Here is a 24,700-nt window from a genome sequence, read left to right on the forward strand (position 1 = left end):
CCCCACGGGCCGTAGATCGGGGCGCCTTCCCATGTCCCGGTGCGGATTCCCCCCACGGGATCCGGCCGGGCGCCTGAAGGCAGCGCCTGAATCGCTGCGAGCAAAACGAGCAAAACTGGATGGACTACCGCACTGCGGTCTGCCGGGACCCGTACGTACGGGAGGGCCGCTCAAAGCTCCCCGCTGTACGTGCCCCGGCAACGCAATTCCGAGAACGTCCCCCAAGACGCCCTCAGATGCCGGACACGCCCCCCAAGACGTCTCCAGCATCGTCAATCTAGACTCACGAACCCCTTCGTTGGTTACGTTCGCACCACTGTGATCTGCGTCTCCTGCGTATGTCCTGAAGATACGCAAGAGCTCCGACAGCGCTATCGGCACCCAAGCGTAAGGATGATGCGCGAGCCTTGTGAAGAGCTTATGTGAAGGCGTGTGCCGGACTCTAGGGGGACTCTTACCTCTTCGTCATGAAAATGCCCGGAGCCGGAGGCTGTTCGTGATCACGAACACAGAGGAGAAGGCCATGGCCGCGCCCGCGATCATCGGGTTCAGCAGGCCCGCCGCGGCGAGCGGCAGCGCCGCCACGTTGTAGCCGAAGGCCCAGACCAGGTTTCCCTTGATCGTGGAGAGCGTCCTGCGCGACAGCCGGATCGCGTCCGCGGCCACGCGCAGGTCACCCCGTACGAGCGTCAGGTCGCTCGCCTCGATCGCCGCGTCCGTCCCGGTGCCCATGGCGAGACCCAGGTCGGCGGTGGCGAGCGCGGCCGCGTCGTTGACGCCGTCGCCGACCATCGCCACCGTCCGCCCCTCGCTCCGCAGCCGCTCGATCACGTCGACCTTGTCCCGTGGCAGCACCTCGGCGATCACGTCCGAGGGAGCGATCCCGACCTCGCGGGCCACGGACTCGGCGACGGTCCGGTTGTCCCCGGTCAGCAGCACCGGCCTGAGGCCCAGGGCACGCAGGGCGCGGACCGCCTCCGCGCTGGTCTCCTTGACCGCGTCGGCGACGGTGACGACACCGCGTGCCACCCCGTCCCAGGCGACGGTCACGGCGGTGCGCCCCTCCTCCTCGGCCCGGGTCTTGAACGCGACCAGCTCGTCCGGCAGCGCGATCCCGGCCTCTTCGAGGAGGCGGGCCCGCCCCACGAGCACCTCGTGGCCCTCGACCGTGCCGCGCACCCCGAGCCCCGCCACACTCACGAAGCCGTCCACGCCCGGCAGAGCCCCTGTGCGCGCCTGAGCGCCCGCCGCCACGGCCCGGGCGACCGGATGCTCGGAGGCATGCTCCAGGGCGCCCGCGAGCCGCAGTACCCGCTCCTCCTCGGTGCCGTCGGCCGCGTACACCTCCTGGAGGGTCATGCGGCCGGTGGTGACCGTGCCGGTCTTGTCCAGGACGACCGTGTCGACGCGGCGTGTGGACTCCAGGACCTCGGGGCCCTTGATGAGGATGCCGAGCTGAGCGCCGCGGCCCGTGCCGACCATGAGCGCGGTCGGGGTGGCGAGACCGAGCGCGCACGGACAGGCGATGATCAGCACGGCGACGGCCGCGGTGAACGCGGCGGCCGTGTCACCGGTGATGCCGAGCCAGCCCCCGAACGTGCCGACCGCGATCAGCAGCACGACGGGTACGAAGATGCCGGAGATCCGGTCGGCGAGGCGCTGCACCTGTGCCTTGCCGTTCTGCGCGTCCTCCACGAGCCGTGCCATCCGCGCGAGCTGGGTGTCCGCACCGATGCGGGTCGCCTCGACGACGAGCCGTCCGCCCGCGTTCACAGTCGCGCCCGTGACGGCCGAACCGACCGTCACGTCCACCGGCACCGACTCGCCGGTCAGCATGGACGCGTCGACCGCCGAGGACCCCTCGACGACCGTGCCGTCCGTCGCGACCTTCTCGCCGGGCCGTACGACGAAGCGGTCGCCCACGGCCAGCCGGTCCACGGGGACGCGTGTCTCGCGGCCGTCACGTACGACGGACACGTCCTTCGCGCCCAGGTGCATGAGGGCCCGGAGGGCGGCCCCCGCGCGCCGTTTGGAGCGGGCTTCCAGATAGCGGCCGAGGAGGATGAGGGCGACGACCCCGGCGGCGACTTCGAGGTAGATCGCCGACGAGCCCTCCGTACGGGAGACGGTGAGGGTGAAGCCCTCGTCCCGCATGCCTTCCATGCCCGCCATGCCTGCCGTCCCCGCGTCGCCGAGGAACAGCGCCCACAGGGACCAGACGAACGCGGCGAGCGTGCCGACCGAAACGAGGGTGTCCATGGTGGCCGCGCCGTGCCGGGCGTTCGTGAACGCCGCCCGGTGGAAGGGCAGTCCGCCCCACACGACGACGGGCGCGGCGAGGGTCAGCGCGAGCCACTGCCAGTTGTCGAACTGGAGGGCCGGGATCATCGACAGCAGGACGACGGGGGCGGCGAGGAGGGCGGAGACGGTGAGGCGCTCGCGCAGCGCGGCCAGTTCGGGATCGGGGGCCTCGGTCCCCTCGGGGGCTTCGTCCGCGATCGGTTCGGGTGCGGGCTCCTCGGCCGTGTACCCCGTCTTCACCACGGTGGCGATCAGGTCGGTGACCAGCACCTCCGGCGCGTACGAGACCTTCGCCTTCTCCGTCGCGTAGTTCACCGTGGCGGTGACGCCGTCCATGCGGTTGAGCTTCTTCTCGACGCGGGCCGCGCAGGAGGCGCAGGTCATCCCGCCGATCGTCAGCTCGACCTCCGAGGTCCCGCTTATCGGAACGGCCGTGGTGGTGCTGGTCATGTCCGTGCTCCGGGTCCCGCCGGTGTCAGGCCTTGTCGACGAGTTCGAAGCCGGCCTCGTCGACGGCGGCGCGCACGGCCTCCTCGTCGAGCGGGGCGGCGGAGACCACGGTCACCTCGCCGGTGGCGGCGACGGCCTTCACCGAGGTGACACCGGCGATCTCGGAGATCTCGCTCGACACCGAGCCTTCGCAGTGCCCGCAGCTCATCCCGCTCACCTGGTAGACGGTGGTGAGAGAGCCCGGGGTGTCGGTCTGGGCGGTCATGTCGTTGCTCCTCGTCGAGACGTATCGAGATGTGCCGAGATGTATGGGGCGTGCGTGGCCCACGGGGCCTCACCCTATCGACACTGTACCCCTAGGGGGTATTTATCCAAGGGGGGCGGCCCTTCTGGGGCGCGGGGCTGTATCTATGTGCGGCTCCTCCCCCACTCTCGGCTTCTCCCCCACTCTCGGCTTCGCTCGAGCGGGGGGACCCCCATGAGCGGGGGGACCCCCATCGTGGGCGCGACCAGCCCCCACCGTCCCGCAGGCGGACAACCGTGCTCCCCGCGGGGCATCTAGGCCCTGTCGTCAAATTCCCGTCTGCCTCGCGACGCCATGCACGCTCCCCCACTGCCTTAAGGGCGTGGGAGGTGCCCCCACTCGCCGCACCGGGCGTAGCCCCAAGTACGTCCAGTACGAGGGTCTACGCCCGGCGCACCGAGAGCACGCACCTGACGCCGCGAGGCCGCCCTTCGGGCGACGACGCGAATTTGACGACAGGGCCTAGCGTTCGGTCAGGAACGAACGGCGATCCACGACAGAGGGGCAACACGCATGCGGGCAGTCGTGTTCGAGCAATACGGAGAACCGGCCGAACTGCAAACCGTGCCGGACCCGGCCCCCGCCCTGCACGGCGTCGTGGTCCGGGTAGAGGCCACCGGCCTGTGCCGCAGCGACTGGCACGGCTGGCAGGGCCACGACCCGGACATCGCCCTGCCGCACGTGCCCGGACACGAACTCGCCGGAACCGTCGAGGCGGTGGGCGCCCTGGTGACCGGCTGGCGCCCAGGCGACCGCGTCACCGTGCCCTTCGTCTGCGCCTGCGGCAGCTGCCCCTCCTGCGCGGCGGGCGACCAGCAGGTGTGCGAGCGGCAGACCCAGCCGGGGTTCACGCACTGGGGTTCCTTCGCCGAGTACGTCGCCCTGGACCACGCCGACGTGAACCTCGTCGCCGTCGCGGACGAGCTGTCCTTCGGGACGGCGGCCTCGCTGGGCTGCCGGTTCGCCACGGCGTTCCGCGCGGTCGTCGCGCAGGGGCGGGTGGCGCCGGGGGAGTGGGTGGCCGTGTACGGCTGCGGCGGGGTCGGACTGTCCGCCGTGATGATCGCGGCGGCCGCCGGCGCACGAGTCGTCGCGGTCGACCTCTCGCCCCGGGCCCTGGACCTGGCACGGGAGTTCGGGGCGGCCGAGTGTGTGGACGCGGCCGGGGCCTCCCGTCCCGAGGACACCGCGGCGGCGGTCCGCGACCTGACGGGCGGCGGCGCCCACCTCTCCCTCGACGCGCTCGGCTCCCCGGCCACCTGCGCGGCGTCGGTGGGCAGCCTGCGCCGCCGGGGCCGGCACGTCCAGGTCGGCCTGCTGCCACAGGATCCGACGCTGCCGATGTCCCGGGTGATCGGCCTCGAACTCGAACTCCTCGGCAGCCACGGCATGCCCGCCCACGCCTACCCGCCGATGCTGGAGTCCGTACGGGCCGGTGCGCTGCGGCCCGACCTCCTGGTGACGTCCACGATCCCCCTCGACGCTGCTCCCGCCGCGCTGGCGGCGATGGGGGCGGCGCCGGGGGCGGGCGTGACCGTCATCGAGCCGTGGGCCTGAGCCCTTTGCTCCCCGGGCCGGCATGAAACCCGGTCCCCGCACGGCGCACGCGCGGGGATCCGGTTGTCGTGTCGGGAGGTGATCAGCCGGTCCTGCGGCCCCTGTTGCCGGGCCGCGCCGCGACCCACGCGCGGACCGTGTCGGCGTACCAGTAGGGCTTGCCGCTCTCCACGTGGTCGGGCGGGGGCAGCAGTCCGTGCTTGCGGTAGGACCGTACGGTGTCCGGCTGCACCTTGATGTGCGCCGCGATCTCCTTGTACGACCAGAGCCTTCGGTCGGTCATCTGTAGCACCTCCCTGCGCGTGCCGCAGCGGCGGCCGAGGAGCGGCCGTCGGGGGAGCCGGGCACTGCACTGGCGATCACAAAGCCTGTGTCCGTTGAACGACACAGCGTGAGTACCAGGTGGGGCTGTCGCCCGGTTGTGACTCAAGACCCACGTACACGCGACATGCGTGACAGGAAGGGGTCTTTTGTGACACGAGTGACGCATTGTGCATCAGAGGGCCGAAGTTACGCATCGGAAGACCGAGGCGAGGGCCGCGATGACAACGACGTCAGGGGGTCAGCTTCGGGTCCGTCGGGGAACGGTGTCAAGGCCTGGTCCGAATGTCCGGACAACCAATTGACAGGGCTCTGTGAGCGCCGCTAGACCTGGGGTCAACCGATGTGAAGGGAACTCGATGGCCGAGTCCGCGGAGTCCAGTGCGTACGACCTCATCACCATGGGGCGGATCGGCGTGGACCTCTACCCGCTGCAGACCGGGGTGCCGCTCCCGAAGGTGACCTCCTTCGGGAAGTTCCTCGGCGGTTCGGCGGCCAACGTGGCGGTCGCGGCGGCTCGGCACGGGCGGCGTACGGCGGTTGTGACGCGTACCGGCGACGATCCTTTCGGGACATATCTGCACGAGGCGCTGCGGGACTTCGGGGTCGACGACCGCTGGGTGACACCCGTGCCCGGACTGCCGACGCCGGTCACCTTCTGCGAGGTGTTCCCGCCGGACGACTTCCCGCTGTACTTCTACCGGCAGCCGAAGGCGCCGGACCTGGAGATCGACGCGCACGAGCTGGATCTGGACGCGATCCGCGACACCCGGATCTTCTGGGTCACGGGTACGGGCCTGAGCGAGGAGCCCAGCCGCACGGCGACGCTCGCCGCCCTCGCCCACCGCGCCAAGTCCGGCACGACGGTCTTCGATCTGGACTGGCGGCCGGCGTTTTGGAAAGACACAGCCTGGCGCGATCCGGAAGCCGCCCGGCCCTTCTACGCCGAGGCCCTGCGCCACACCACGGTCGCCGTCGGCAACCTCGACGAGGTGGAGGTCGCGACCGGAGTGCGCGAGCCCCACGCCGCCGCCCGCGCGCTCCTCGACGCGGGCGTGGAACTGGCCGTGGTCAAACAGGGCCCCAAGGGCGTCCTGGCCGTGAACCGGCAGGGCGAGTCGGCGGAGGTCCCGCCGCTCCCGGTGACGGTCCTCAACGGCCTCGGCGCGGGCGACGCGTTCGGCGGCTCCCTCTGCCACGGCCTGCTGGCCGGCTGGGACCTGGAGCGGATCATGCGCCACGCCAACGCCGCCGGCGCCATCGTCGCCTCCCGCCTGGAGTGCTCCTCCGCCATGCCGACCCCGCCGGAGGTCGAGCAGGCCCTGAAGGCGGGGGCGGTGCTGTGAGCGCGGGACACGCGGGGGCAGCCGGGTACGAAGGGGGCGTCGCGGAGGCGGGCCCCTCGGCATCGCCCGCCTCGACGGGCATCGACGTCTCGGAACTCGTCCGGATACGGGCCCAGCGCCCCGAGGCCGTCCAGGAGGCCGCCGCCCGACGGCCCCGGCGGTCGCTCCTCGGTGACTCCGGGCGGCTGATGATCGTCGCCGCCGACCACCCCGCCCGCGGCGCCCTCTCGGTGGGCGACCGCAGGCTCGCCATGGCCAACCGGATCGACCTGCTCGAACGGCTCTGCCTGGCCCTCTCCCGGCCGGGCGTCGACGGGGTGCTCGCGACCGCCGACATCCTCGACGACCTGCTGCTGCTCGGCGCGCTGGACCACAAGGTGGTCATGGGCTCGATGAACCGGGGCGGACTCGCGGGCGCGGCCTGGGAGTTGGACGACCGGTTCACCGGACACCGGCCCCGCGACATCGAGCGGCTCCGCTTCGACGCGGGCAAGCTGTTGCTGCGGATCGACTACGACGACCCGGGCTCGCTCACCACCCTGGAGTCGACGGCCCGAGCCGTGGACGACATGGCCGAGCGCCGACTCCCGGTGTTCGTCGAGCCGTTCCTCAGCCGCCGCGACCCCGCCACGGGCGCCCTCCACAACGACCTGGGCGCCGACGCCGTCACCAAGTCCATCGCCATAGCGAGCGGCCTGGGCGGCAGTTCGGCGTACACCTGGCTGAAGGTCCCCGTCACCGCGAACCCCGACGACATGGCCCGTGTCATGGAGACCTCCACGCTCCCGGCCGTCCTGCTCGGCGGAGACGTCGGCGCCGACCAGGAGGGCGCGTACGAGAAATGGCGCGGTGCCCTCCAACTGCCCACCGTCCAGGGGCTGGTGGTGGGACGCTCGCTGCTCTACCCGGCCGACGGCGATGTCGGGGCCGCGGTCGACACCGCCGTGGGACTGCTGTGAAGGGGAGCCGATATGACCGACCAGCCGTACGGCCCCAAGGGCGGTTGCACCGTGCGCCCCGAGGGGAATAAAGAGGACAAACTTGTTCAACTCCTGGGCAGGGAGAGCGTGTTCGCCGGAGTCACCGACTTCGCGCACACCCCCCGTCACGCCCGGGCACCGATCGCCTCCGGCGCGGGAAGCCGCTTCGCCCTGGCAGGAGCGAAGTGCGAGCGACGACTCCCCGCCCGCTACGGCCCCGCGCCGGAGGTCCCCGACACCGGGTGTCCTGACACCGGGTGTCCCGACACCAGGTGTCCCGACACCGGGTGTTCATGGCCGTACGACGGGCCGATGCACGACGGACCCGTTCACGACGGACCGATTGGCGGGCAGGCATTAGAGACGTAGGGCCTGCCCAGACGTATGACGTGGCGGATTCGTTTCCACCCGGGACACGTAGAAAGCGCAGAGGGCTACCGATGACAGAGCCGATGTCAACGACGACAAGGCTGACGGTCGCGCAGGCACTGGTGCGGTTCCTGGCCGCCCAGTACACGGAACGCGACGGTGTGCGACGCCGCCTGGTCGACGCCACCTGGGGCATCTTCGGGCACGGCAACGTCGCCGGGCTCGGGCAGGCGCTCCTGGAGTACGGCGACGACATGCCCTACCACCAGGGCCGCAACGAGCAGTCCATGGTCCACGCGGCCGTCGGCTACGCGCGTCAGTCCAACCGCCTCTCCACGCAGGCCGTGACGACCTCCATCGGCCCGGGTGCCACCAACCTCGTCACCGGTGCCGCCCTCGCCACGATCAACCACCTCCCGGTGCTCCTGCTGCCCGGCGACGTCTTCGCGACCCGCCCCGCCGACCCGGTACTCCAGCAGCTCGAAGTCCCGTACGCGGGCGATGTGTCGGTCAACGACTGTCTGCGCCCGGTGTCGAAGTACTTCGACCGGATCACCCGCCCCGAGGCCCTGATCCCGGCCGCCCTCCAGGCGATGCGGGTGCTCACCGACCCCGTCGACACGGGCGCCGTCACGCTCGCGCTCCCGCAGGACGTACAGGCGGAAGCCTTCGACTGGCCCGAGGAGTTCTTCGCCGAGCGCGTCTGGGCCGTACGCCGTCCGGTCGCCGACCCGGTGGAACTGGCCGCCGCCGTAAGGGCGGTACGGGACGCCCGGCGCCCCCTGATCATCGCGGGCGGCGGAGTCCACCACAGCGAGGCCGAGGACGCGCTCAAGGAGTTCGCCGACCTCACCCGCATCCCGGTCGCCTCGACGCAGGCCGGCAAGGGCTCGCTGACCTGGGACCACCCGGCGGACGTCGGCGGCATCGGGCACACCGGCACCGCGACCGCCTGCGAACTCGCCCGCACCGCCGACCTGGTGATCGGCGTCGGCACCCGCTACACCGACTTCACCACCGCCTCCGGCACCCTCTTCGCCGCCCAGGGCGTCCGCTTCCTGAACGTCAACATCGCGTCCTTCGACGGCCACAAGCTCTCCGGCCAGCCGCTCGTCGCGGACGCCCGCACGGCCCTCGAGTCCCTCACGGAGGCGCTCGCGCTGCACCGCCACCGCGCCGAACCCGCGTACGTCACCGAGTACACGGACGACAAGGAGCGCTGGGAGTACCGCGTCGACGCGGCGTACGAGGCGGAGGACCCGGACATCCGGCCCACCCAGCCGCAGGTCCTCGGCCTGCTCGACGAGATCGTCACCGAGGACGACATCCTCATCAACGCGGCCGGTTCCCTCCCCGGCGACCTGCACAAACTCTGGCGTGCCCGCTCCCGCGACCAGTACCACGTCGAGTACGGCTACTCCTGCATGGGCTATGAGATCCCGGCCGCCATCGGCGTACGGCTCGCCGCGCCCGACCGTCCCGTCTGGGCGCTGGTCGGCGACGGCACGTACCTGATGATGCCGACGGAGATCGTCACCGCCGTACAGGAGGGCATCGCGATCAAGGTCGTGATCCTGCAGAACCACGGGTACGCGTCCATCGGCGGCCTCTCCGAGACGGTCGGCGGCGAGCGGTTCGCCACCGCCTACCGGCACCGGGCCGAGGACGGCACGTACACGGGGCGCGCGCTGCCCGTCGACCTGGCCGCCAACGCGGCCAGCCTGGGCATGCGGGTTCTGCGCGCCAAGACGGTGCGCGAGCTGCGCACGGCTCTCGCCGAGGCGCGGACGGCCGACACTCCCACTTGTGTCTACGTGGAGACCCAAACGGCAGACACAGTGTCGGGCGCGCCTCCGGCGCAGGCCTGGTGGGATGTTCCTGTGGCCGCGACCGCGACCCGACCGTCCGCGGTCAAGGCCCGTGAGCTGTACGAACGGCACGTCTCCACCCGGCGCCGCCATCTGTGAAGGAGCACTCGGTCATGACGAAGATCGTCAACCACTGGATCGGCGGCAAGACCGCCGAAGGCGCGTCGGGCACGTACGGGCCGGTCACCGACCCGGCGACCGGCGAGGTCACCACGAAGGTCGCCTTCGCGACCGTCGACGAGGTGGATGCGGCGGTCGCTGCCGCGAAGGACGCCTACGCGACCTGGGGCACCTCCTCGCTGGCCAGGCGGTCCACGATCCTCTTCAAGTTCCGCGCGCTGCTGGACGAGCACCGCGACGAGATCGCCGCTCTGATCACCGCCGAGCACGGCAAGGTGCACTCCGACGCGCTCGGCGAGGTCGCGCGCGGTCTGGAGATCGTGGACCTGGCGTGCGGGATCACCGTGCAGCTCAAGGGCGAGCTGTCGACCGAGGTCGCCTCCCGGGTCGACGTGGCCTCGATCCGCCAGCCGCTCGGTGTCGTGGCGGGCATCACGCCGTTCAACTTCCCGGCCATGGTGCCGATGTGGATGTTCCCGCTGGCCATCGCCTGCGGCAACACCTTCGTCCTCAAGCCCAGCGAGAAGGACCCCTCGGCCTCCGTACGCCTCGCGGAGCTGTTCGCGCAGGCCGGACTCCCCGACGGCGTCCTGAACGTCGTACACGGCGACAAGGTGGCCGTCGACCGCCTCCTGACCCACCCCGACGTCAAGGCCATCTCCTTCGTCGGCTCGACTCCGATCGCCCGCTACATCCACACCACCGCCTCCGCCAACGGCAAGCGCGTCCAGGCCCTGGGCGGCGCCAAGAACCACATGCTGGTCCTGCCCGACGCCGACCTGGACGCCGCCGCCGACGCGGCCGTCTCCGCCGCGTACGGCTCGGCGGGCGAGCGCTGCATGGCCATCTCCGCCGTGGTCGCGGTCGGTGCGGTCGGCGACGAGCTGGTGGACAAGATCCGCGAGCGCGCCGAGAAGATCAAGATCGGCCCCGGCAACGACCCGGCCTCCGAGATGGGCCCGCTGATCACCAAGGCGCACCGCGACAAGGTGGCCTCGTACGTGAAGGGGGCGCCGGCACAGTACGCGAAGGTCGTGCTCGACGGCACCGGCTACACGGTCGAGGGCTACGAGGACGGCCACTGGCTCGGCATCTCGTTGCTCGACAGGGTGCCGCCCGGCGCGGACGCGTACCGGGACGAGATCTTCGGCCCGGTGCTGTGCGTCCTGCGCGTGGAGACCTACGAGCAGGGGGTGGAGCTGATCAACAACTCCCCCTTCGGAAACGGCACCGCGATCTTCACCCGGGACGGCGGCGCCGCCCGCCGCTTCCAGTTGGAGATCGAGGCCGGCATGGTCGGCGTCAACGTCCCCATCCCGGTCCCCGTCGGCTACCACTCCTTCGGCGGCTGGAAGGACTCCCTCTTCGGCGACCACCACATCTACGGCAACGACGGCATCCACTTCTACACCCGCGGCAAGGTCGTCACGACCCGCTGGCCGGACCCGGCCGACGCCCCCACCGGCGTCGACCTCGGCTTCCCCCGCAACCACTGAGCCGCAACCACTGAGCCCCTCCCGGGACACCCAGGTCAGAGCCCCCGGGTACCGCGGATGCGGTACCCGGCCGGGGTCCCGTACTCCCCTGGGAGGGTTGGGGGATCAGCCTGCAAGCTGTCAGGGGCCGACAGGTCCGGCCCGTACTGTTGACGCATGGATCTTCGACTGCCCGCACTGCGGCGGCCGCGACGGTGGATCGCCGCCGCGGCCGTTGTCGTGGTGCTCGCCGGCGCCGGCACCTGGAGTGCCGTCGCCTCCGACGGGGCACCCGCGGTACACCGCACCGACCAGCTCATCAGTACGGGCGACGGGGTGAGAATCGACACCTCGTACTTCACCGGCGACGCCTCCGGACGCCGCCCCGCCGTCCTGCTCGCGCACGGCTTCGGCGGCAGCAAGAAGGACGTACGGGCCCAGGCCGAGGACCTGGCGCGCGACGGGTACGCGGTCCTGACGTGGTCGGCCCGCGGCTTCGGCAGATCCACGGGCAAGATCGGGCTGAACGACCCCGAGGGCGAGGTCGCCGACGCCTCCAAGCTGATCGACTGGCTTGCCAAGCGTCCGGAGGTCGAGCTCGACAAGACCGGCGACCCGCGCGTCGGCGCCGCCGGTGCCTCGTACGGTGGGGCGGTCTCGCTCCTCGCGGCCGGTTACGACCAGCGGGTGGACGCCATCGCCCCGGCGATCACGTACTGGAGCCTCGCGGACGCGCTGTTCCCGAACGGCGTCTTCAAGAAGCTGTGGGCCGGCATCTTCATCAACTCCGGCGGCGGCTGCGACAAGTTCGAGCAGCAGTTGTGCGAGATGTACGAGCGGGTCGCGGAGTCCGGCACACCGGACGCGGCGGCGACGAAGCTCCTGGAGGAGCGCAGCCCCTCCGCCGTCGGCGACCGCATCAAGGTCCCCACGCTCATCATGCAGGGCCAGACCGACTCGCTCTTCCCGCTCGGCCAGGCCGACGTGATGGCCAAGGCGATCAAGGCCAACGGCGCTCCGGTGGACGTCGACTGGATCTCCGGCGGCCACGACGGCGGCGACATGGAGGTGGACCGGGTCCAGGGGCGGGTGCAGTCCTGGTTCGACCGCTATCTGAAGGACGAGAAGGGCGTCGACACCGGCCCCGCCTTCCGGGTCACCCGGACCCTCGGCCTGGGCTCCGGCGACGGAGAGCCGCGGCTGGGCAGCGCGACCGAGGACAGCTACCCCGGCCTGTCGAGTGCGGGGCGCTCGATCGCCCTGACCGGGCGCGAGCAGCGCTTCGACAACCCGGCGGGCTCCAGTCCGCCCGCCATCTCGGCCCTGCCCGGCCTCGGCGGCGGTGGCCTGTCCCAGCTGTCGTCCCTCGGGGTCGGGGTGTCCCTCGACTTCCGCGGCCAGTACGCCTCGTTCGAGTCGGCGCCCCTGAAGGAGGACCTGCAGATCACAGGTTCGCCGACGGTGACGGTCCACGTGAAGTCGACGAGCGAGGACGCGGTCCTCTTCGCGAAGCTGTACGACGTCGGGCCGGGCGGCGGCGCCCAGCCGGTACTGCCCTCGCAACTGGTCGAGCCCGTCCGGGTGGCGGACGCCAAGGCCGGCAAGGACGTACGGATCACCCTGCCGGCGATCGACCACGAGGTGGACGACGGCCACCGGCTGCGCCTGGTCCTCGCCTCGACGGACCTCGGCTACGCCTCACCGACGGCCCCGGCGACGTACACCGTCTCCCAGAAGAGCGGCCTGACCGTGCCCGCGCCGCTCGGCGGGGACACCGCCGCGCAGCCGCTGCCCGCGTGGGTGTGGTGGCTTCCGCTCGCCGGTGCCGCGCTCGCGCTGGCGCTGTTGCGTCCCGCACGGCGCCGCAACTCCTCGCCCTCGACGCCCGCCCCGGACCCGGCACAGGCCGAAGTCCCGCTCCAGATCACGGACTTGAGCAAGCGGTACGCCAAGTCGGCGGACCGCTACGCCGTGCGGGACCTCAGCTTCCGCGTGGAGAAGGGCCAGGTCCTGGGCCTGCTGGGGCCGAACGGCGCGGGCAAGACCACGACACTGCGCATGCTGATGGGCCTGATCAAGCCGGACGCCGGAGAGATCCGAGTCTTCGGCCAGGTGATCCGGCCGGGCGCGCCGGTCCTGTCGCGCGTCGGGGCCTTCGTCGAGGGAGCGGGCTTCCTGCCGCACCTCTCCGGCCGCGAGAATCTCGAACTGTACTGGCGGGCGACGGGCCGCCCGCCCGAGGACGCGCACCTGGACGAGGCGCTGAAGATCGCGGGTCTCGGCGACGCACTGTCCCGAGCGGTACGGACCTACTCGCAAGGCATGCGCCAGCGCCTCGCCATCGCCCAGGCCATGCTCGGCATGCCGGACCTGCTCATCCTCGACGAACCGACCAACGGCCTCGACCCGCCACAGATCCGCGAGATGCGCGAGGTCATGATCCGCTACGCGGCGGCCGGACGCACGGTGATCGTCTCCAGCCACCTCCTCGCGGAGGTCGAGCAGTCCTGCACCCACCTGGTGGTCATGGACCACGGGAAGCTGGTCCAGGCGGGCCCGGTGGAGGAGATCATCGGCTCGGGCGACACGCTGCTGGTGGGCACGGCCACGCCGACGGACGAGCCCGTCGTGGAGAAGGTCGCCGCGCTGCCGGGTGTGGTCTCGGCCGTCCGCACCGACGACGGACTCCTGGTCCGGCTCGACGCGGACGGAAGCGCGCGGCGCCTGGTCGCCGAGCTCGTACGGATGGACGTACCCGTGGAGTCCGTGGGTCCCCACCGCCGTCTCGAAGACGCCTTCCTCACCCTGATCGGAGAGTCCGCATGAGCACGCTGGCCGACCGCGCGGAGGAGCGCGAGAAGGAGGGTGACGAGGAGCGCGAAGACGAGCGCGCCGGGGCCGGACGCGCCCAGCCCGTCGAGGTCGCCGACGGCTACCGCGCGGGCCGCACGCTGCCCCTGAGGGTCGAACTGGTCCGGCAGTTGAAGCGGCGCCGCACGATGGTCATGGGCGGGCTGCTGTTCGCCCTGCCCTTCATCCTGCTGATCGCCTTCCAGGTCGGCGACCCGGGGGGCGGCGGCAACGGCGCCCAGCGGGTCAACCTGATGGACACCGCGACCGCGTCCGGGGCCAACTTCGCCGCCGTGAACCTCTTCGCCTCCGCGGGCTTCCTGCTCGTCATCCCGGTGGCGCTGTTCTTCGGAGACACGGTCGCCTCGGAGGCGAGCTGGTCGTCGCTGCGCTATCTGCTCGCGGCGCCGGTACCGCGAGCCCGTCTGCTGTGGTCCAAGCTGGCCGTCGCCTTCGGACTCAGCCTGGCCGCGCTGGTACTGCTGCCGGTCGTCGCGCTCGCCGTCGGTACGGCGGCCTACGGCTGGGGCCCGCTGCAACTCCCCGTCGGCGGCACGCTGCCCACCGGGACCGCCGCCGTGCGCCTGCTGATCGTCGTGGCGTACATCCTCGTGTCCCAACTGGTCACCGCGGCCCTGGCGTTCTGGCTGTCGACCAGGACGGACGCCCCGCTGGGAGCGGTCGGCGGAGCGGTGGGGCTGACCATCATCGGCAACGTCCTCGACGAGGTGACGGCGCTCGGCGACTGGCGCCACTTCGTGCCCGCGCACTGGCAGTACGCATGGCTCGACGCCGTCCAGCCGCAGCTCGACTGGAGCGACATGATCCAGGGCACGTCGCTGTCTCTCACCTACGCGATGGTGCTGTTCGCCCTGGCCTTCCGCGGCTTCGCGCGCAAGGACGTGGTGTCGTAGCCACCGTTGCTTTGAGCCTCAACAGCTCTCAGCATTCCGGGCATTTCGGCCCGGAAGGTCCGTCTCGTCACCAGAGCTTGAGGGCTTCGGCTTGAGTACGGTCTCTCGTTTCTGTCTGCCGCTGGTGCGGCAGGGTTGCGCCACCTGCCCGCCCCGTCCCCGTCTTGCGGCGGGGACGGGTGGTGCGGGTCTTCTGGTCGGCTCCACGAGGCTTCGGCTCCGCCTTGGCGGGGCCCAGGTCTCCGGCCACTGCGGTACCTGTGTTCTGGGCCGCGAGTGCGGCCAGGTTGAGTGAGGCGTTGGCGTCCCGGTCGAGGACGAGGCCGCAGTGGTCGCATGTGAAGACGCGGACGCTGAGGGGCAGCTTGGCTTTCGCCACTCCACAGCCGGAGCATGTCTTCGACGACGGGTACCAGCGGTCGGCCACCACGAGGCGGCTGCCGCGCTGGGCGGTCTTGTAGGTGAGCTGGCGTCGGATCTCTCCGAACGCGGCGTCGGCGATCCGTCGGGACAGGCGGCGGTTGCGGCCCATCCCGGCGACGTTGAGGTCTTCGACGACAACCGTGCCGTACTCGGCGGCGAGGCGGGTCGTCAGCTTGTGGATCGTGTCCGCGCGGAGGTTCGCCACCCGGTGGTGGATCCGGTTGCGGGCGGCGTTGGCCTTCTCCCACCGCTTCGACGCTTTCTGTCCGGTGCGGCGGTCGGGGCCCTGGCGGCGGGATACGGTCCGGCTGGTCCGGCGAAGCTGCTTGAGTGCGGTGTCGAGGTGGCGCGGGTTGGGCTCCTCGTCAACGGTGCCGTCGCTGTCCGCGTACACGGCGAGGGTCTTGATGCCCAGGTCGATGCCGACAGCCGCGTCCAGGCGGCGGGCAGGCCCGGCCGGGAGGAGCTGTTCGGCCTGGAAGGAGACGAACCAGCGCAGGTGTTCCAGGCGGACGGTCGCGGACAGGATCCGTAGTTCACCCGCCTCGATGAGCGCGACCAGGTCGGGGCGGTGCTCGTGCAGGCGGACCGTGCCGAGGCGGGGCAGGGTGACGTGCCGGCCACCGGCCTCGATCCGGATGACGCCGGTGGTGAAGCGGCAGGTGCGGCGGGCGCGGCGCAGCGTCTTGAAGCGGGGGATGCCCATCGTGCGGCCCTTGCGTTTCCCGGACTTCGACTTCGCGTAGTTGTTGAAGGCGGCCGAGGCGCCTGCGAGTCCGGTGTTGTATGCCTCCTTGGAGTTCTCCTCCCACCAGGAGGCAAACCGCGGATCGGTCTTCTTCTTCTCGTTGAACGCCTTGCGCAGCGCGTACAGGGAGAAGTCCCGCCATGGCGTCAGCTCGTCCTCGCCGATGCCGTAGGACTGCTCGGCCTTGCGCTGCCACCACGCGGCGGTGACCCAGCCGACAGCCCAGTTGTATGCGGCGCGGGAGGCTCCGGTGTGCGACATCAGACGGCGGGATGCTTCGGCGCCCGGGTCCAGGGCCAGCTTGTGCGCGACGAGCTGGAAGCCGGGGCGCTGCTGGAACTTCTTCATTCGGCGGTCTCGCCGGTCGCGGCGGCGATCGCGCGGGCGGCGCGGCTCTTCGCCGCCCGCTGCCCGTACAGGCGGGCACACATCGACGTCAGGACTTCGGTGATGTCCCGCACCAGGTCATCGGCGGTCTCGGCGGGATCGAGGATGACCAGGCGCCGGCCGGACGCCGACAGTGCGGCGTCCAGGTGCTCGACGCCGAACCGGGCGAGGCGGTCGCGGTGCTCGACGACGATCACGGCCGTGGCCGGGTCGGCGAGAAGCCGGTGCAGCTTGCGGCGACGCCCGTTCAGCCCCGATCCGACCTCGGTCACGACCTCGGCGACGGCCAGGCCCTGCCGGTTCGCGCCGGCCACGACCCGGGCCACCTGCCGGTCCAGGTCGGCTTTCTGGTCGGCCGACGATACGCGGCAGTACGCCACCACGCGTCCGGACGGCTGGACAGCGGGCTCGTCGACCAGCCACGTCCCGGACGGCGCCTGGCGGACCGGGACGGGCATCTTGCCGTCCTTCACCCACCGCCAGGCGGTCTGGTAGCTCACGCCCTGCTGACGCGCCCACTCCGAAAGCTTCACACGATCAAGATACGTGAGATGCACGACCAGGGGTGACTATGAATGACTAGAAAATTTGTAGCAGTTGTCACCCTCCATGTAGCGCCGCCGTACGGGCCCTCCTGGGACCCTCCGGACACCCTCAGGTCTCCGGAGGGTCTCCCACCGGTCTCAACTGCCGCCCACCGTGGCCGCATTGAGATTCATCCGCAACGCCTTGGCCCGCTCCTTCCGGCCGCCTCCGCCGTCACAGTCACAGACGACGGCTCACAGCGGTCACCCGAGGGGGCATACATGAGGCGCAACGGACGGCATCAGGTACGACGGGAGCAGCGACGGCCATGGCGGCGGCAGCGGGTGCGTGCCGCGCTGGTTGCCGGCAGCGTGGCCGCCGGACTCCTGCTCACGGCATGTGGCGGCGGAAGCGGCGAGAGTTCGTACGACCGGGGTGGCAGCAAGGCCAGGGAGAACGACGGCTTCCCGGCGCCCGCCCCTGCTCAACCGACCGGCCCCTCGGGCACGGACGACGGCGCCGCCGAGGACGACCGAAAGGGCGAACTCCGCGAGTCGGCGCCGCCTGCCGACTACCTCTCCACCTTCGCGCTGGACGTCGACACCGCGTCGTACGGCTATGCGCGCCGCACCCTCGAGGAGGGCCGCAGGCCCGACCCGTCGACCGTGCGCCCCGAGGAGTTCATCAACAGCTTCGGCCAGGAACAGGACTACGAGCGCCCGGACGGCAACGGTTTCACGGTCACGGTGGACGGGGCCCGTACGGCCGCCCCGGACGGTTCGCTCAACAAGGACGCCACATACGACACGTTCGGTGAGGAGAACCGGGACTGGCGCTTCCTCAGGGTCGGACTCGCCACCCGAGCGGCCGAGGACGCCGGCGAACGCCCGCCCGCCGCCCTCACCTTCGTCATCGACGTCTCCGGCTCCATGGCCGAACCGGGCCGCCTCGACCTGGTCAAGGAGTCCCTGGGCGTGATGACGGAACGGCTGCGCGACGATGACGCGGTCGCGCTCGTCAGCTTCAGTGACGAGGCCAGGACCGTGCTCCCGATGACCCGCCTGGGCGATCACCGCGGCCGTGTCCACGAGGCGATCGACACCCTCGAACCCACCGACTCGACCAACCTCGGCGCGGGCGTCACCACCGGCTACCGTACGGCGGTGGACGGCCTGCGCGAGGGCGCCACCAACCGGGTCGTACTGCTCTCCGACGCCCTCGCCAACACCGGCGACACCGACGCCGACTCCATCCTCGACCGGATCGCGGACGCCCGCCGCGAGCACGGGATCACGCTCTTCGGCGTCGGCGTGGGCAGCGACTACGGCGACGCGCTGATGGAACGCCTCGCCGACAAGGGCGACGGCCACACGACGTACGTGTCCAACGCCGAGGACGCCCGCACGGTCTTCTGCGACCAGCTTCCACGCAACATCGACCTCACGGCGCGCGACGCCAAGGCGCAGGTGTCCTTCGATCCGGAGACCGTCGACCAGTTCCGGCTGATCGGCTACGACAACCGCCGGGTCGCCGACGAGGACTTTCGCGACGACCGGGTGGACGGCGGCGAGATCGGCCCCGGCCACACGGTCACGGCCCTGTACGCCGTACGCACCAAGCCGGGCGCGTCGGGGCACGTCGCCACGGCCACGGTGCGGTGGCTCGACCCCAACTCCCGTACGCCGCACGAGGAGACGGGCCAGATCGAGACCGACTCGCTCGAACGCGCCCTGTGGGACGGGGAGTCAGCAGCCAGCGGCCTCCAAGTAACCGCGATAGCGGCGTACTTCGCGGACGCGCTGCGCTCCGGCAACGACCGCGGTTCTGCCGTGCCGGCGGCCCCGTCCCTGACCGAACTCGCCGAACGGGCGGACGAGTTGGCGGCCACCACGGGAAGCAAGCCGATACGCCAACTCGCCGAGACGATCGACCGGGCGAGCGATCTGGGGTAGCGGGCGGGTGGGGGCTGGTCGCGCAGTTCCCCGCGCCCCTGAAAGACTGCGCAGTTCCCCGCGCCCCTAAAGGTGCGGCCGTGGCCGTGTCTCAACAAGTGGTCCCACCGGGCGGCAGTCGCCCTCCGGTGCAAGGGGCCGTGTCGGGGTTTCCGATCGCAGCACGACCTCTCCAGGGCACCCTGATGGCCCGGGATGACACAGCTGCGATCGGATGCCCCGTCGCGGCCCCGCCCCGCCCCCACACGGCTGGCGCGTCTTTAGGGGCGCGGGGAACGGCGCGACCAGCCCCCACCCACCCGCACAGGAGGTCAACCGGTGCCGAACCGCTGGCCCGCGCCGTGCAGCAACGTGTCCACGACGAGCGTGGCCAGCGCATCCGGGTCCCGTTGGGCCTGGGACCCGTGCAACGCCTCCCCGATGAGGGCGTAATAGACCCGCCGCGTCCACTCCAGGTCCACCGAGGCGTCGAGCAGACCCTCGTCCCGCGCACGCCCGAGAAGTTCGAGGCAGCGGGCGCCGACCTGCTCCCAGCCCGCAGCCGCGGCCCCGCCCTCGTCGTCCGGACGGCTCAGCGCATAGCTGCACCAAGGCGTTCGTCCTGAACTTCTCCCTGGCCCTGCGGCAGGAGTACCGCGGTCGTGGCATCAGGGTCACGGCCCTGTGCCCGGGCCCGGTGGAGACCGGCTTCTTCGACGCGATCGGCACCCGCAAGGCCGCGGTCTCGGGCTCCTTCACCACCTCGGAACCCGTCGTACGAGCCGCTCTGCGCGCCCTCGACCGCGACCGCGCCTCCATCACCCCGGGCCTCGGCAACGCCCTGGGCGCCCACCTCACCCCGCGCCGCCCGCGCACCCTGGTGGCCGCCATGGCGGAGCGCGTCACCCGCAAGGTCCTGGAGCCGGAGAGCGTGAAGGAACGGGTCGCCGCCTGAGGCCAGCCCGTGAACCGCCAGGGCGGTCCGCCCTGCGAGGTGAAATCTCCAAGCGGGTTGAAATTCCCCTACGCGTGAGTAAGTTGACCCGGAAGTAAGTACGCGCCAACCGTGCAGCGCGAACCGCGACCGGGAGTCGTCATGGGCGTACGCAAGGACCTGAAACAGGCGAAGAAGCGCACCGATCTGGCGGACCGCACCAGGGTCGAGATCACCAAGGACCACCACGGGGTCGTCCGCGAGGCGCGTATGGCGGCCCTCGCCCCGGAGGCCGCCACCGGCAGCATCGCCGACCTGCCCTTCACCAACGCGGCCGAGGCCCCCGACGCCGTGGTCCTCCGCCGCCTGGAGAAAGGCGCCTGGCGGCCGGTGACCGCCGCCGCTTTCGCCCGCGAAGTCACCGCCGTAGCCAAGGGGTTGATCGCTTCCGGCCTCGAACCGGGCGCCCGCGTCGCGGTCATGTCCCGTACGCGCTACGAGTGGACGCTCCTCGACTTCGCGATCTGGGCGGCGGGCGGCCTGAGCGTTCCCGTGTACGCCACGTCGTCGGCCGAGCAGATCGAGTGGATCGTCCGCGACTCGGCCGCCCGCCTCATCGTCGTCGAGACCCCCGAGAACGCGGCGACGGTCGCCACCGGCACGGCCGACCACCCCGAACCCCCGCAGGTGTGGCAGATCGACGGGGGAGCGATCTCGGACCTGACCGCCCTGGGCGGCGGCATCCCCGACGAAGAGGTCACCCGGCGTCGCGCCGCTCTGACCCCCGACACCGTCGCGACGATCTGCTACACCTCCGGCACCACCGGCCGGCCCAAGGGCTGCGTCCTCACCCACGCCAACCTGCGTACCGAGGCCGCGAACACGGTCGAGCTGCTGCACCCCGTCTTCAAGGCGGTCACCGGCCGGACCGCCTCGACCCTCCTCTTCCTCCCCCTCGCCCACATCCTGGGCCGCAGCCTCCAGATCGCCTGTCTGACGGCCCGGATCGAACTGGGCCACTGGCCGAGCATCAAGACCGCCGAACTCCGCCCGGCGCTACGGGAGTTCCGGCCCACCTTCCTGGTCGGTGTCCCGTACCTCTTCGAGAAGATCCACGGCGCCGGCCGCGCCACCGCCGAACGAATCGGCCGCGGCGCCTCCTTCGACCGCGCGTTCCGTGTCGGCGTCCGCTTCGGCGAGGCGCACCTCGACCGGTTCCTCGGCCGCGGCAAGGGGCCTGGCCCCGGCCTGTACGCCGCCTGGGCCCTGTACGACCTGCTGGTCTACCGCCGCATCCGCAGGGAACTCGGCGGCCGCACGCGCTATGCCATCAGCGGCGGCTCCCCGCTCGACCGCGACCTCAACCTCTTCTTCTACGCCGCCGGCATCATCGTCTACGAGGGCTACGGTCTGACCGAGACCACTGCCGCCGCGACGATCGTCCCGCCCCTGAAACCACGCCCGGGTACGGTCGGTCTTCCCGTGCCCGGTACGGCGATCCGTATCGCCGACGACGGTGAGGTCCTCATCAAGGGCGGCATCGTCTTCGGCGCCTACTGGAACAACCCGGCCGCCACCGACGCCGTCCTGACCGACGACTGGTTCGCCACCGGCGACCTCGGGGACCTCGACGAGGACGGCTACCTCACCATCACCGGCCGCAAGAAGGACATCATCGTCACGTCCAGCGGCAAGAACGTCTCCCCGGCCGTCCTGGAGGACCGTCTCCGCAGCCGCCCGCCGGTGGGCCAGTGCGTCGTCGTCGGCGACAACCGCCCCTACGTCGCCGCCCTGATCACCCTGGACCGCGAGGACCTCGCCCACTGGCTCTACGTCCGCGGCATGTCCCCGGACACCCCGCTCTCTGAGATCGTCACCGACCCCCGCATGCGCGCCGACGTCCAGAAGGCCGTCGACTACGCCAACCAGGCCGTCTCCCGCGCCGAGTCCATCCGCGAATTCAAGCTGGTGGAGGGCGAGTTCACCGAGGAGAACGGTTTCCTCACCCCGTCGATGAAGATCAGACGCCACGCGGTGACGGCGGCGTACGCGGCGGCGATCGAGTCGCTGTACGGGGTTGGCATGCGCAGGAGTACGAGCTGAGCCCCGGCGCCGGGCAACACGCACGTGTTGCGGGCGTCATGCGCCCGTGATCATATCTCCACGAAAGGCGCTTAAGGGATATTCGGGCGCCGCAATCAAGGGCAGGCCCCCGTGCGGCGGCCTGCCCAAGTGACGTATGGGAGAGAATCGATGCCTCACCGCGTGATCCGTTCGGCAGTCACCGTGCTGCTGGCTTCCGCCCCGCTCTTCGCCGCTGTGCCTGCGCAGGCGGCAGCGAAGCAGAACTTCCCCTGCAACGTCGCCCTCGTGAAGGTCGACAACGTCGTGACCAGCACTGTCACTCTCGCCGTCGAGTGTGACGAGACGCAGACCCTCGGTGTGAGAATCTCCGCGGGTGGCACCGAAATCGTGAATCTGCAGCAGACCGTTGAGGCCGATGTGCGACAGACCCTCGCCGTCACCGTGCCCAGATTCCTGCCGGTCTGCGCCACGCTGGAGGCCGACGGCGAGAGCACCACGATCTGCACCCCCTGACGACACTCGCATGCGGGCACCGTGTGACGGACACGGACGCCGCCGTCCATTCCGTGCTTGTCGGGGCCTGCATGGACGGCGGCTGCCGGCCGCCAGAGAATCGCGCTGAGCGCGGCCCAGAGGCTTTGCGTCTGCCCGCCCCGCACCCGGGGGCGTTGGTGGTCGATACCGCGGGGCCGGGGCCGCGGGCGAATGCGCGATTTCGGCTGCATATTCGGGTGGAGGTTCGAGATTGAATGGTTGTTCAACTCGATTCGTAGGCGCTGTAGGTGCCTGTGTCATTACTCCATTCGATGACCGACCTGGCCTGACCTGGGCGTTCTGTAATTCATATCAATCACCACTCGGGGCTGTATGGATGAAGTTCCGGGGTCGGGGCCCTCTCAAGTGGTGCGGGCTCGGGTTATTGGGGCAATATCGGTCCCGTTCTTCCGAACGGAAAGAACCGAGAAACGGAGATATAAATGCGCAAGACCATGAAGCTGGGCGCCGCCTCGACCCTCGCTGCGGTGGCCCTGGTTGCAGGTTCCGCGACGGCTGCCACCGCCTTCGGCGGGGGCCACCCGGAGGACCCGTACATCTGCGGCAACTCTGTGGCCGAGGCCGAGGTGGAGGGGGACCACGCCAGCGCTGACACGGCGGGCAACGGCCCGGTGCCGAACTGCCAGGTCGGCTACACCAACATCTACAACAACAACGCGACGAGCGACGACAACGAGGTCGAGTACGACGGTCTTGTCGGGTCGCTCGCCGACCTCGGCGGCATCCTCACCCCCTGACGTCGAAGAGGTGAACGGAGCCCCTGGTCCCGCTTCGTGACTGTCCAAATCCGGTGCGGCAGTCAGGGGTACCCGTTCTCGATTCCCTGAGGGATCGTGTTCCATCCTGAAAGCGTCTTTCCCTGAAGGGCGGATGAGGAAACATTCTCATCCGCCGCGGGAGAGGCGCTTTCCCTTTCTCTGGATCAGTGTTGATCACCGTAAAATCATCATGCCGCAGGTGATCGGAAAATCGGTGTGCATCGGAGGGGAAAATGAGCGACACGATCGTCCTGCCGCGTTGCCCGGATACGGGAAAGGCCTCGTTCCGTACTGAGGGAGAGGCTCGCGCCTGGATTGTCAGACAGCCGCTGATCGAAAAGATTCCCGACCGGATCTACCGGTGCCCCGGCTGTCGGTATTGGCACTTCACCGGATCCCATCATCTCACCAGTCAGAAAATCAAACGGCAGCGAAACCACGGCAGGCGTGAAGCCGCTCCCCGGCGCGGTCGGGGGAGGAGGGGGAGGGGGAGGACCTGACGAGAGATCCAGTCCTTGCATTCGCTGCAGGGACCCGGTCCCGTTGCGGTCCCGCAATCGGCGTCGGTACGTCCGGTGCGACAACACGAACAGGAAGCCGCGCACCACCAGCCGAAGGGCTGCGGCACGGGCCGGCCCTGGAACCGGAACAGGTCCAAGGCAGGCATTCCCACTTGGCTCGAGTAGGAAGACACGAGATTGCGACAGAATCTGAGCAGGGGAATGGTCGTGGCCGCCGCCGCGACGAGCATCCTGTCCCTGTACGGCACGCCGGCGTTCGCGGACATCCGCTCCGAGGAGACCTCAGGGGGCGTATCCGGCGCGCTGTCCGACACGCCTGCTGCGCTACCCGGCGACAGCGCCCTCCACAACCCGGAGAACGCTCCCGCGAGCGCGAGCCCCAAGACCAGCGACGTGAACACCGCGCCCGACCCGTCCCCGGTGAACGCCCGCATCAGCGGTTCGAACCACAGTGGGTGGCAGGGTGCTGTCCGTGACTCCGCCCAGGCTGACGGCCGTGAGCACGGCGACCACGGGCGTCACGGCGACGCTGCCAGGTATGGCGGCTACGGCAGCGGTTACGGTGACGGCGGCGGCTACGGTGACGACGACGACGGCGGCGGCTACGGTGACGAGAGCGCCTACGGTGACGCCGGCGGCTACGGTGACGACGAGAGCGGCTACGGTGACGGCGGCAAACCGCCTACGAAGCCCCCCATCACGCCGTCGGCGTCACCGCCTCCCACCACGCCACCGGTGAAGTCACCGGCCGCATCGGCGCCCCCGACCACTGCGCTCAGCACCCCGCCGCGGACGCCACCTGCCTCGCCTCCGACGCAACCGCCCTCCCTCGCCGAGACCGGCACCAATGAGCAGGTACTGGCGGCGTCGGGCATCGCCGCGCTGCTGTTGACGAGCGGCGCCATCCTGTACCGACGAGGCCGAGCCGGGTCCGGTCGATAGCGTTCCGCTCCGGGTGCCGGAGGAAGCGCCTCCGGC

At 70.6% G+C, this 24,700-nt stretch carries 18 protein-coding genes and 2 pseudogenes; 14 read left to right on the forward strand and 6 right to left on the reverse strand.

Annotated elements, in window-relative coordinates; all coding sequences use genetic code 11:
- Nucleotides 1–465: 465 nt before the first annotated feature.
- Nucleotides 466–2,751, reverse strand: coding sequence for a cation-translocating P-type ATPase (locus tag OHA11_RS30530; RefSeq protein ID WP_266501958.1), 2,286 nt, complete (start codon nucleotides 2,749–2,751; stop codon nucleotides 466–468).
- Between the two features lie 25 nt (nucleotides 2,752–2,776).
- Nucleotides 2,777–3,016, reverse strand: coding sequence for a heavy-metal-associated domain-containing protein (locus OHA11_RS30535; protein ID WP_266501959.1), 240 nt, complete (start codon nucleotides 3,014–3,016; stop codon nucleotides 2,777–2,779).
- Between the two features lie 552 nt (nucleotides 3,017–3,568).
- On the opposite strand from OHA11_RS30535, the gene OHA11_RS30540 reads away from it, so the two are divergent.
- Entirely contained in the window at nucleotides 3,569–4,612 is a 1,044-nt protein-coding gene (locus OHA11_RS30540) for a zinc-dependent alcohol dehydrogenase family protein (protein ID WP_266501960.1), read from the forward strand.
- 82 nt (nucleotides 4,613–4,694) lie between these two features.
- Here the strand turns inward: OHA11_RS30540 and OHA11_RS30545 are convergent, their stop codons facing one another.
- Nucleotides 4,695–4,895 carry an AlpA family transcriptional regulator gene (locus tag OHA11_RS30545; protein WP_266501961.1) on the reverse strand — a complete coding sequence of 67 codons (201 nt, stop codon included), beginning with the start codon at nucleotides 4,893–4,895 and terminating at the stop codon, nucleotides 4,695–4,697.
- A gap of 397 nt (nucleotides 4,896–5,292) precedes the next feature.
- Between OHA11_RS30545 and iolC the strand changes: the two genes are divergently transcribed.
- The 7 genes and pseudogenes from iolC to OHA11_RS30580 all read left to right on the forward strand — a co-directional run bounded on the left by iolC (nucleotide 5,293) and on the right by OHA11_RS30580 (nucleotide 14,855).
- Nucleotides 5,293–6,279 carry a 5-dehydro-2-deoxygluconokinase gene (gene iolC, locus OHA11_RS30550; protein ID WP_266501963.1) on the forward strand — a complete coding sequence of 329 codons (987 nt, stop codon included), beginning with the start codon at nucleotides 5,293–5,295 and terminating at the stop codon, nucleotides 6,277–6,279.
- Nucleotides 6,280–6,359: 80 nt separating this feature from the next.
- Nucleotides 6,360–7,238, forward strand: coding sequence for a deoxyribose-phosphate aldolase (locus OHA11_RS30555; protein WP_266507581.1), 879 nt, complete (start codon nucleotides 6,360–6,362; stop codon nucleotides 7,236–7,238).
- Between the two features lie 39 nt (nucleotides 7,239–7,277).
- Nucleotides 7,278–7,493: pseudogene (locus OHA11_RS30560) on the forward strand (5-deoxy-glucuronate isomerase); the annotation flags it as partial.
- Nucleotides 7,494–7,711: 218 nt separating this feature from the next.
- Entirely contained in the window at nucleotides 7,712–9,595 is a 1,884-nt protein-coding gene (gene iolD / locus OHA11_RS30565) for a 3D-(3,5/4)-trihydroxycyclohexane-1,2-dione acylhydrolase (decyclizing) (RefSeq protein ID WP_266501965.1), read from the forward strand.
- Between the two features lie 14 nt (nucleotides 9,596–9,609).
- Nucleotides 9,610–11,112 (forward strand): CoA-acylating methylmalonate-semialdehyde dehydrogenase, encoded by a 1,503-nt coding sequence (mmsA, locus tag OHA11_RS30570; protein ID WP_266501966.1) that lies wholly within the window; start codon nucleotides 9,610–9,612, stop codon nucleotides 11,110–11,112.
- 156 nt (nucleotides 11,113–11,268) lie between these two features.
- Entirely contained in the window at nucleotides 11,269–13,917 is a 2,649-nt protein-coding gene (locus tag OHA11_RS30575) for an alpha/beta fold hydrolase (protein WP_266501967.1), read from the forward strand.
- Nucleotides 13,914–14,855: an ABC transporter permease gene (locus tag OHA11_RS30580; RefSeq protein ID WP_266501968.1), complete on the forward strand. Its 942-nt coding sequence runs from the start codon at nucleotides 13,914–13,916 to the stop codon at nucleotides 14,853–14,855. Before OHA11_RS30575 ends, OHA11_RS30580 begins: the two co-directional genes overlap by 4 nt.
- Before the next feature lie 67 nt (nucleotides 14,856–14,922).
- Here the strand turns inward: OHA11_RS30580 and tnpB are convergent, their stop codons facing one another.
- Together tnpB and OHA11_RS30590 are read right to left on the reverse strand one after the other, a co-directional pair.
- Nucleotides 14,923–16,374 (reverse strand): IS607 family element RNA-guided endonuclease TnpB, encoded by a 1,452-nt coding sequence (tnpB, locus tag OHA11_RS30585; RefSeq protein ID WP_266501969.1) that lies wholly within the window; start codon nucleotides 16,372–16,374, stop codon nucleotides 14,923–14,925.
- On the reverse strand, nucleotides 16,371–16,946 hold the full coding sequence (locus OHA11_RS30590) for an IS607 family transposase (protein ID WP_266501970.1): 576 nt from the start codon (nucleotides 16,944–16,946) through the stop codon (nucleotides 16,371–16,373). The genes tnpB and OHA11_RS30590 overlap by 4 nt, the downstream gene beginning before the upstream one ends.
- A 273-nt stretch (nucleotides 16,947–17,219) precedes the next feature.
- On the opposite strand from OHA11_RS30590, the gene OHA11_RS30595 reads away from it, so the two are divergent.
- Entirely contained in the window at nucleotides 17,220–18,890 is a 1,671-nt protein-coding gene (locus OHA11_RS30595) for a VWA domain-containing protein (protein ID WP_266501971.1), read from the forward strand.
- 311 nt (nucleotides 18,891–19,201) lie between these two features.
- Here the strand turns inward: OHA11_RS30595 and OHA11_RS30600 are convergent, their stop codons facing one another.
- Nucleotides 19,202–19,351: a hypothetical protein gene (locus OHA11_RS30600; RefSeq protein WP_266501972.1), complete on the reverse strand. Its 150-nt coding sequence runs from the start codon at nucleotides 19,349–19,351 to the stop codon at nucleotides 19,202–19,204.
- A gap of 113 nt (nucleotides 19,352–19,464) precedes the next feature.
- Here OHA11_RS30600 and OHA11_RS30605 point away from each other — a divergent pair.
- The 5 genes and pseudogenes from OHA11_RS30605 to OHA11_RS30625 form a co-directional block, all read left to right on the forward strand.
- Nucleotides 19,465–19,824: pseudogene (locus tag OHA11_RS30605) on the forward strand (SDR family NAD(P)-dependent oxidoreductase); the annotation flags it as partial.
- A 141-nt stretch (nucleotides 19,825–19,965) separates the two neighbouring features.
- Complete coding sequence (locus OHA11_RS30610) at nucleotides 19,966–21,906, forward strand: long-chain fatty acid--CoA ligase (protein WP_266507582.1); 1,941 nt, start codon at nucleotides 19,966–19,968, stop codon at nucleotides 21,904–21,906.
- Between the two features lie 150 nt (nucleotides 21,907–22,056).
- Nucleotides 22,057–22,401: a hypothetical protein gene (locus tag OHA11_RS30615; RefSeq protein ID WP_266501973.1), complete on the forward strand. Its 345-nt coding sequence runs from the start codon at nucleotides 22,057–22,059 to the stop codon at nucleotides 22,399–22,401.
- A gap of 464 nt (nucleotides 22,402–22,865) precedes the next feature.
- On the forward strand, nucleotides 22,866–23,180 hold the full coding sequence (locus OHA11_RS30620; protein WP_266501974.1) for a hypothetical protein: 315 nt from the start codon (nucleotides 22,866–22,868) through the stop codon (nucleotides 23,178–23,180).
- A gap of 719 nt (nucleotides 23,181–23,899) precedes the next feature.
- On the forward strand, nucleotides 23,900–24,664 hold the full coding sequence (locus OHA11_RS30625) for an LPXTG cell wall anchor domain-containing protein (RefSeq protein WP_266501976.1): 765 nt from the start codon (nucleotides 23,900–23,902) through the stop codon (nucleotides 24,662–24,664).
- Nucleotides 24,665–24,700 lie beyond the last annotated feature (36 nt).

Origin of the sequence: Streptomyces sp. NBC_00878 (assembly GCF_026341515.1) — a bacterium.
Taxonomy (GTDB): domain Bacteria; phylum Actinomycetota; class Actinomycetes; order Streptomycetales; family Streptomycetaceae; genus Streptomyces.

Coding starts and splice junctions, on each gene's coding strand:
- iolC (WP_266501963.1), top strand. CDS start 5,293: ATGGCCGAGTCCGCGGAGTCCAGTGCGTACGACCTCATCACCATGGGG.
- OHA11_RS30535 (WP_266501959.1), bottom strand. CDS start 3,016: ATGACCGCCCAGACCGACACCCCGGGCTCTCTCACCACCGTCTACCAG.
- OHA11_RS30540 (WP_266501960.1), top strand. CDS start 3,569: ATGCGGGCAGTCGTGTTCGAGCAATACGGAGAACCGGCCGAACTGCAA.
- OHA11_RS30530 (WP_266501958.1), bottom strand. CDS start 2,751: ATGACCAGCACCACCACGGCCGTTCCGATAAGCGGGACCTCGGAGGTC.
- OHA11_RS30595 (WP_266501971.1), top strand. CDS start 17,220: ATGAGGCGCAACGGACGGCATCAGGTACGACGGGAGCAGCGACGGCCA.
- OHA11_RS30615 (WP_266501973.1), top strand. CDS start 22,057: ATGCCTCACCGCGTGATCCGTTCGGCAGTCACCGTGCTGCTGGCTTCC.
- OHA11_RS30620 (WP_266501974.1), top strand. CDS start 22,866: ATGCGCAAGACCATGAAGCTGGGCGCCGCCTCGACCCTCGCTGCGGTG.
- iolD (WP_266501965.1), top strand. CDS start 7,712: ATGTCAACGACGACAAGGCTGACGGTCGCGCAGGCACTGGTGCGGTTC.
- mmsA (WP_266501966.1), top strand. CDS start 9,610: ATGACGAAGATCGTCAACCACTGGATCGGCGGCAAGACCGCCGAAGGC.
- OHA11_RS30575 (WP_266501967.1), top strand. CDS start 11,269: ATGGATCTTCGACTGCCCGCACTGCGGCGGCCGCGACGGTGGATCGCC.
- tnpB (WP_266501969.1), bottom strand. CDS start 16,374: ATGAAGAAGTTCCAGCAGCGCCCCGGCTTCCAGCTCGTCGCGCACAAG.
- OHA11_RS30580 (WP_266501968.1), top strand. CDS start 13,914: ATGAGCACGCTGGCCGACCGCGCGGAGGAGCGCGAGAAGGAGGGTGAC.
- OHA11_RS30610 (WP_266507582.1), top strand. CDS start 19,966: ATGGGCGTACGCAAGGACCTGAAACAGGCGAAGAAGCGCACCGATCTG.
- OHA11_RS30545 (WP_266501961.1), bottom strand. CDS start 4,895: ATGACCGACCGAAGGCTCTGGTCGTACAAGGAGATCGCGGCGCACATC.